This window comes from Clostridium sp. AM25-23AC (assembly GCF_003435125.1).
Classification (GTDB): domain Bacteria; phylum Bacillota; class Clostridia; order Lachnospirales; family Lachnospiraceae; genus Pilosibacter; species Pilosibacter fragilis.
The window spans coordinates 1-358 of the sequence record NZ_QWGI01000102.1; the positions used below are offsets into that span (position 1 = coordinate 1).

Consider the following 358-nt stretch of genomic DNA (forward strand, 5'->3'; position numbering starts at 1 on the left):
TACCGCTGCACCTGCTTGACCGCCATCTTATTGCGCTCGGCTACAATTTCGTTGGAGCGTTTTCCTGCGTCCTTCGGGTCAATCTGGCCCGAAGTGCGGGAGCCCTGGTGCTTGATGGCCTCAAGCTGCATTTTCAAGGCTTTGGCCCGCTCACTGGGGAGGATTTCTTCACGCTGGTTGAGATTGTCCTCGACCATCTGCGTGATGGCTTCATCGTCCGTCAGATTGCGAACAATACAGGGCATATCCGCATATCCGGCAAGCTCGCTGGCCTTCTGGCGGCGGTGGCCGGACACGATCTCATAGCCGCCATCCTCACGGGGACGGACGATAGCGGGCTGGGTCACGCCCTTGTCCT

1 protein-coding gene is annotated in these 358 nt (G+C 58.9%); it reads right to left on the reverse strand.

Annotated features, from left to right (window positions below; translation table 11 throughout):
• On the reverse strand, window positions 1–358 hold a 358-nt coding region (locus DW677_RS19040), incomplete at both ends, for a ParB/RepB/Spo0J family partition protein (protein WP_242992262.1).